The 5,710-nt window shown below is 74.9% G+C and carries 7 protein-coding genes; 2 read left to right on the top strand and 5 right to left on the bottom strand.

Annotation, left to right across the window (positions count from 1 at the left end):
• Positions 1-224: 224 nt before the first annotated feature.
• The 5 genes from ACW0Q9_RS28690 to ACW0Q9_RS28670 form a co-directional block, all read right to left on the bottom strand.
• Complete coding sequence (locus ACW0Q9_RS28690) at positions 225-791, bottom strand: dienelactone hydrolase family protein (protein WP_456186592.1); 567 nt, start codon at positions 789-791, stop codon at positions 225-227.
• Positions 792-838: 47 nt separating this feature from the next.
• Positions 839-1,246 carry a hydroxyphenylacetyl-CoA thioesterase PaaI gene (gene paaI, locus ACW0Q9_RS28685; RefSeq protein ID WP_456186590.1) on the bottom strand — a complete coding sequence of 136 codons (408 nt, stop codon included), beginning with the start codon at positions 1,244-1,246 and terminating at the stop codon, positions 839-841.
• Position 1,247: 1 nt separating this feature from the next.
• Entirely contained in the window at positions 1,248-2,555 is a 1,308-nt protein-coding gene (gene paaK, locus ACW0Q9_RS28680; RefSeq protein ID WP_456186588.1) for a phenylacetate--CoA ligase PaaK, read from the bottom strand.
• Between the two features lie 118 nt (positions 2,556-2,673).
• A complete protein-coding gene (locus ACW0Q9_RS28675; RefSeq protein ID WP_456186586.1) occupies positions 2,674-3,111 on the bottom strand; it encodes a DUF6766 family protein in 438 nt (145 codons plus the stop codon).
• A 129-nt stretch (positions 3,112-3,240) separates the two neighbouring features.
• Positions 3,241-3,690, bottom strand: a complete 450-nt coding sequence (locus ACW0Q9_RS28670; protein ID WP_456186584.1) for a MarR family winged helix-turn-helix transcriptional regulator — start codon at positions 3,688-3,690, stop codon at positions 3,241-3,243.
• Positions 3,691-3,827: 137 nt separating this feature from the next.
• On the opposite strand from ACW0Q9_RS28670, the gene ACW0Q9_RS28665 reads away from it, so the two are divergent.
• Both ACW0Q9_RS28665 and ACW0Q9_RS28660 read left to right on the top strand, forming a co-directional pair.
• A complete protein-coding gene (locus ACW0Q9_RS28665; protein WP_456186582.1) occupies positions 3,828-5,051 on the top strand; it encodes an MFS transporter in 1,224 nt (407 codons plus the stop codon).
• A gap of 143 nt (positions 5,052-5,194) precedes the next feature.
• Positions 5,195-5,689: a FluC/FEX family fluoride channel gene (locus ACW0Q9_RS28660; protein WP_456186580.1), complete on the top strand. Its 495-nt coding sequence runs from the start codon at positions 5,195-5,197 to the stop codon at positions 5,687-5,689.
• Positions 5,690-5,710 lie beyond the last annotated feature (21 nt).

The raw sequence follows: 5,710 nt of genomic DNA, 5'->3' as shown, positions 1-5,710 counted from the left end.
AGGACTGACCCTGGCCGCCGGCGGGCCCGCGCTCGCCGCCTGAGCGCGACGGCCGGGCCGGAGCGGGCACGGGGCCACTCCGGCCCGGACGTCGTGCGGGCACCGGAGCGCGGGCGTGCCCGGCGTTGTGCGGGGCGAGGCGACCGGGCTCGACACCTTCGCCGGCCCGCTGGTCGTCCCACTGCTGGGCAGCCGCCGGGTGGGCGACGTGCCCGGCCGGTGGATCAGCGGGCGGCGAGGAACGCCAGGACGCGATCCCAGGTGAGGGCGGCGGCCCGCGCGTCGTGGTCGGGGGTGTCGGGGTCGGTGAAGAGGTGCCCGGGGCCCGGGTAGCGGTGCACGGTCAGCTCGGCGCCGGCCGCGGTCATCGCCCGCTGCCAGTCGTCCACCTCGTCCTGCGGCTCGTACTCGTCGGGGTCGGCGAGGTGCAGCTGCACCGGCAGCCCGGGGCGCACCGAGCCGGGGTCGCCGCCGGTGCCGTGCAGCAGGAGCAGCGCGGCGGCCTCCGGCCGCTCGGCGAGCAGTGCCCCGGCGACGCCGGCGCCCATCGAGAAGCCGGCCAGCACGGTCTCGGCGGGCAGTTCGGCCGCCGCCGCCCGGGCCCGGTCGAGGACCGCGTCCTGGCCGATCTTGTCGAACAGCGCGAACCCGGCCTCGACGGTGTCCGCGGCCGGCACCTCGTACAGGTCGGGGGTGGCCAGCCGGTGCCCGGCGGCGCGCAGCCGGTCGGCGGCGGCCAGCACGGCGGGCCGCAGCCCGTAGACGGAGTGCAGGAGCAGGATGTCGGCCATGGCCCATCCTGGCCCGCGCCCGGCCGGTGGACCGGCCGGCGCGCCGGTCAGTCCCGGACGATGGTGCGGCTGCGCCCGCGGAACTCGGCGACCACCTCGCCGTCCCGTGACACCGTGACGTCGTAGATGCCGCTGCGGCCCTGGCGGACCCGCTCGCTGGCCCGGGCCTCCAGCAGGTCGCCCTCGTGGACCGGACGGAGGAAGCTGATCTCTCCGCCGGCGGCCACGGTGGCCGGGCCGTGGCTGTTGCACGCCAGCGCGAACGCGGTGTCGGCGAGCAGGAAGACGAAGCCGCCGTGGCCGATGGCGTGGCCGTTGAGCATGGCCGCGGTGACCCGCATCCGGGCCACCGCGGCGCCGTGGCCGGCCGAGACCAGCTCGATGCCGAGCCCTTTGGACGCCACGTCGGCGTCGAACATGTCATGGGCCGCGGTGCGGCCGTCCCCGCCCGCCATGTCAGCGCTCCCGCCGCTGGTCGACGATCCGGCGCATCTTGCCCATCGAGCGCTCCACCCCGTCCGGCTCGATGACCTGCACCGCCACGGTCACCCCGATGGTGTTCTTGACCTGCTCGACCAGGGCCGCCCCGGCCCGCTCGGCCTCGTCGGCGGTCACCCCGGCCCGCCGCTCCACCTTGACGGTGAGGGTGTCCAGTCGGCCCTGCCGGTCCAGCACGCACTGGAAGTGCGGCGACAGCGCGGGCGTGCGCAGGATCAGCTCCTCGATCTGGGTCGGGAAGACGTTGACGCCGCGCACGATCATCATGTCGTCGGTCCGGCCGGTGATCTTCTCGATCCGGCGCATGCTGCGGGCGGTGCCGGGCAGCAGCCGGGTGAGGTCGCGGGTGCGGTAGCGGACCACCGGCATGGCCTCCTTGGTGAGCGAGGTGAGCACCAGCTCACCGCGCTCGCCGTCGGGCAGCACCTCGCCGGTGACCGGGTCGATGATCTCCGGGTAGAAGTGGTCCTCCCAGAGGTGCAGGCCGTCCTTGGTCTCCACGCACTCGACGGCCACCCCGGGGCCCATCACCTCGGAGAGGCCGTAGATGTCCACGGCGTGCATGTCGAGGCGCTGCTCCATCTCCCGGCGCATGTCCTCGGTCCACGGCTCGGCGCCGAAGATGCCGACCTGGAGCGAGGTGGACCTCGGGTCGACGCCCTGGCGCTCCATCTCGTCGACGATGGCCAGCATGTAGCTGGGGGTGACCATGACGACCTCCGGCGCGAAGTCGCGGATCAGCATGACCTGCCGCTCGGTCATGCCGCCGGAGACCGGGATGACCGTGCAGCCCAGTTCCTCGGCCCCGTAGTGCGCGCCGAGCCCGCCCGTGAAGAGCCCGTAGCCGTACGCCACGTGCACCCGGTCGCCCGCGCGGCCGCCGGCGGCCCGGATCGAGCGGGCCATCAGCTTCGCCCAGGTGTCCAGGTCGGCGCGGGTGTAGCCGACCACGGTGGGGCGGCCCGTGGTGCCGGAGGAGGCGTGCAGCCGGGCGACCCGCTCGCGGGGCACGGCGAACATGCCGAACGGGTAGTTCTCGCGCAGCTCGGCCTTGCCGGTGAACGGGAAGCGGGCCAGGTCGGCCAGCTCGCGCAGGTCGTCGGGGTGCGCCCCGGCCGCGTCGAAGGCCCGCCGGTAGTGCGGCACGTTGTCGTACGCGTGCCGCAGGGACCACCGCAGCCGGTCGAGTTGCAGCGCCCGCAGCTCGTCGACGCCGGCCCGTTCGACGGGTTCCAGCTCGTCGGGACGAGGGGTGCGGTCCTGCACGGTGGCCTCCTGCGCGACGGGTCCGCCGACGCCGCGTCGCGCCGGGCGGTGCCGATCACCGTACGCCCGTACGGACCGTCCTGCCAGGTCAGGTCGCCGATGCGGCGGCCGCCGACGGTCAGGGGTTGTCCGGGTCGAGGCCCCGCTCGCGCAGCAGCGCGTCCAGCTTGGCCTCCATCCGGTCGTCGGACTCCCGGGACTGGGACGAGCCCCAGTAGTAGAAGAGGGCGAGGCCGGCGGCCTGCCAGATCAACTGGAGGAACTCCGACTGCCAGTTCTCGAAGGTGCTCGCGAAGAACTGGGGCAGGAACTCGCTCCAGGCGAAGCTCTGCCCGTGCTGGCTGGCCTCGTTGCTCTCGACGGCCATCTGGAAGACGAACTGGCCGAGCCAGGAGAAGAGGAAGAGCGCCCCGGTGACCAGGGCGAAGGAGTACGCCTTGGGCCACCTCGGCTTGCGGAAGGGCGGGCCCTCCGGTCGGCTGCGACCGCTGCCTCCGTTGCGGGCGGCGCGGGACCGCGCCGACCGTGTGCCGGTCGTGCTGCTGCCTCCGGCCATCACGAACCCCCTTCCGTCGCAGGTCGATCGGCTCCGGAAATGCCCCGAGCCGGCGCGGCCGAAACCGACGCAGGCCGTGGCGAGGTCGCCGGGCCGCCGAATCGACGCAGCCGCGCCGGGGGCGGCGGCTCAGCGGGCGGCGGGAAGCCGGTGCAGCGCGTCGACCAGCGGGGCCAGTTCCGGGGTGCGCTCGGCTTCGGCGAGCGCGTCGGCGAGCACCCGGTCGTGGGTGGGGCGGGCCCGGCCGAGCAGCTCCGAGCCGGCCGGGGTCAGCTCGGTGTAGATGCCGCGCCGGTCGTCCGCGCAGAGGATCCGGGTGAGCAGGCCGCGTTCCTCCAGCCGGGTGACCAGGCGGGTGGTGGCGCTGCCGGAGAGCGCCGCGGCGCGGGCGAGCTGCCGCATGCGCATGTGCCAGCCGTCCTGCCGGGAGAGCGCGTCGAGCACCGTGTATTCGACGACGGAGAGGTCGTGCTCGGCCTGGAGGGCGCGCTCCAGGGCGGTCTCGATCAGGCCGTGCAGGGCGGCGAGGGTGCGCCAGCCCTGCGCGCGGATCTCGACCGCGTCGTCGCCGATCCCCATGGCGCCCCCTCCGGTGTGACCTGGACGGCCTCCAGACTAGCAGACTTGCGCCGATATAAGGCGCGTGCAACTATCTCCTTGCTGGCGCGGGTAGTTGCACGCGCCTTTTGTTTTCGGACGCATGGATTGGGTACGGCATGGCACAGCGCACCTCGGCCCTCCCCGGCGGCCTGATCGCCCTGGCGATCGGGGCGTTCGGCATCGGGCTGACCGAATTCGTGATCATGGGGTTGCTCCCCCAGGTCGCCGCCGACCTCGCGGTCAGCGAGTCGGTCGCCGGCTGGTTGATCTCCGGGTACGCGCTCAGCGTCGCCGTCGGCGGGGTGGCGCTCACCGCCGCCGTCACCCGGCTGCGCCGCAAGCCGGTGCTGCTCGGGCTGATGGTGCTCTTCGTCGCCGGCAACCTGCTCTCCGCCCTGGCCGGCGACTACGGCACCATGCTGGCCGGCCGGATCGTCGCGGCGCTCTGCCACGGCGCGTTCTTCGGCATCGGCGCGGTGGTGGCGGCCGGCCTGGTCCCGCCGGCCCGCCGGGCGGGCGCGGTCGCCATGATGTTCACCGGCCTGACCCTCGCCAACGTCCTCGGCGTGCCGTTCGGCACCTTCCTGGGCCAGCATTTCGGCTGGCGCGCCACGTTCTGGGCGATCACCGGCATCGGGCTGCTCGCGCTGGTCGGCCTCGCCGTGCTGGTGCCCGGGCGCGGGCCGGCCACCGACGCCGCGCCCACCGGCGGGCTGCGCGGCGAGCTGCGGGCGTTCACCCACGCCCAGGTCTGGTTCTCGCTGGTGGTCACCGTGCTCGGCTTCGGCGGCATGTTCGGCGCGTTCACCTACATCGCGTACACCCTGACCGAGGTGAGCGGCTTCGCCGTGGGGACCGTGCCCTGGCTGCTGGTGCTCTTCGGCGTCGGGCTGTTCGCCGGCAACCTGGCCGGTGGGCGGGCGGCCGACGTGTCGCTGTCCCGGACCCTGGTCAGCGTCCTCGCGGTGCTCACCCTGGTGCTGGTCGGCTTCGCGCTGACCGCCGGAAGCCCCGCGCTGACCGTCGTCTCGCTGGTGCTGATGGGCGCGTTCGGCTTCGCCACCGTGCCGCCGCTGCAGATGCGGATCATGAAGTACGCCCGCCGGGCCCCCACGCTCGCCTCCGGCGCGAACATCGCCGCGTTCAACGTCGGCAACGCGCTCGGCGCCTGGCTCGGCGGGCTGACCATCGACGCCGGCCTCGGCTTCACCGCCCCGATCTGGGCCGGCGCCGGGCTCACCCTGCTCGGCCTCGCGGTGCTGCTGGTGGCCGGGCGGCACGCCCGGCGTACCCCGGCCGACCCGGCGGCCGCCCGCGAACCGGCCGACGTGGTGGCCTGACCGGTCCGGCGGCGGCCGCCGGACCGGCGGGACCGGGCGGGGCGGCGATATGCTCGGCGCGGCGGTGGGGCCCGCCGTTCCGGCATTCCCCGGGAGAACCGCGACACCCTCGCCAACGGTCCCTGCCAGTGATGCCCGTCCTGGTGGGAGGCACCGTGTCCGGACCGTCCGAGTTCCGCGTCGACCCCGACGTCGACCTGCGGGTCCCCGCCGACCGGCGGGAGCTGCCCGCCCACCCGGCGGCGGTGCTCGGCGTCATCGCGGCCGGCGGGGTCCTCGGCGCGCTGGCCCGGGCCGGGCTGCAGGCCGCGTTCCCGCACCCGCCCACCGGCTTCCCGTGGGCCACCTTCGGCATCAACGTGGGCGGCTGCCTGCTGATCGGGGCGCTGATGGCGGTGCTCACCGCCCGCCCGTCCGGCCCCCTGGTCCGGCCGTTCCTCGGCGTCGGCGTGCTCGGCGGCTTCACCACCTTCTCCACCTACGCGGTGGACGCGCAGCGGGCGGTGGCCGCCGGGGCGCCGGGCACCGCGCTGGCGTACCTCGCGGCGACCCTGGTCGGCGCACTGCTGGCGGTCTGGGCCGGGGACGCGGTGGCCCGCCGGCTGCTGGCCCGGGCCGGGGGCGGGGGGGCCCGGTGACAGTCCTGCTCATCGCGCTCG

This window comes from Micromonospora sp. I033, assembly GCF_053890995.1.
Note: the sequence above shows the minus strand (reverse complement) of the source record. Positions and strands in the feature narration are given on the sequence as shown.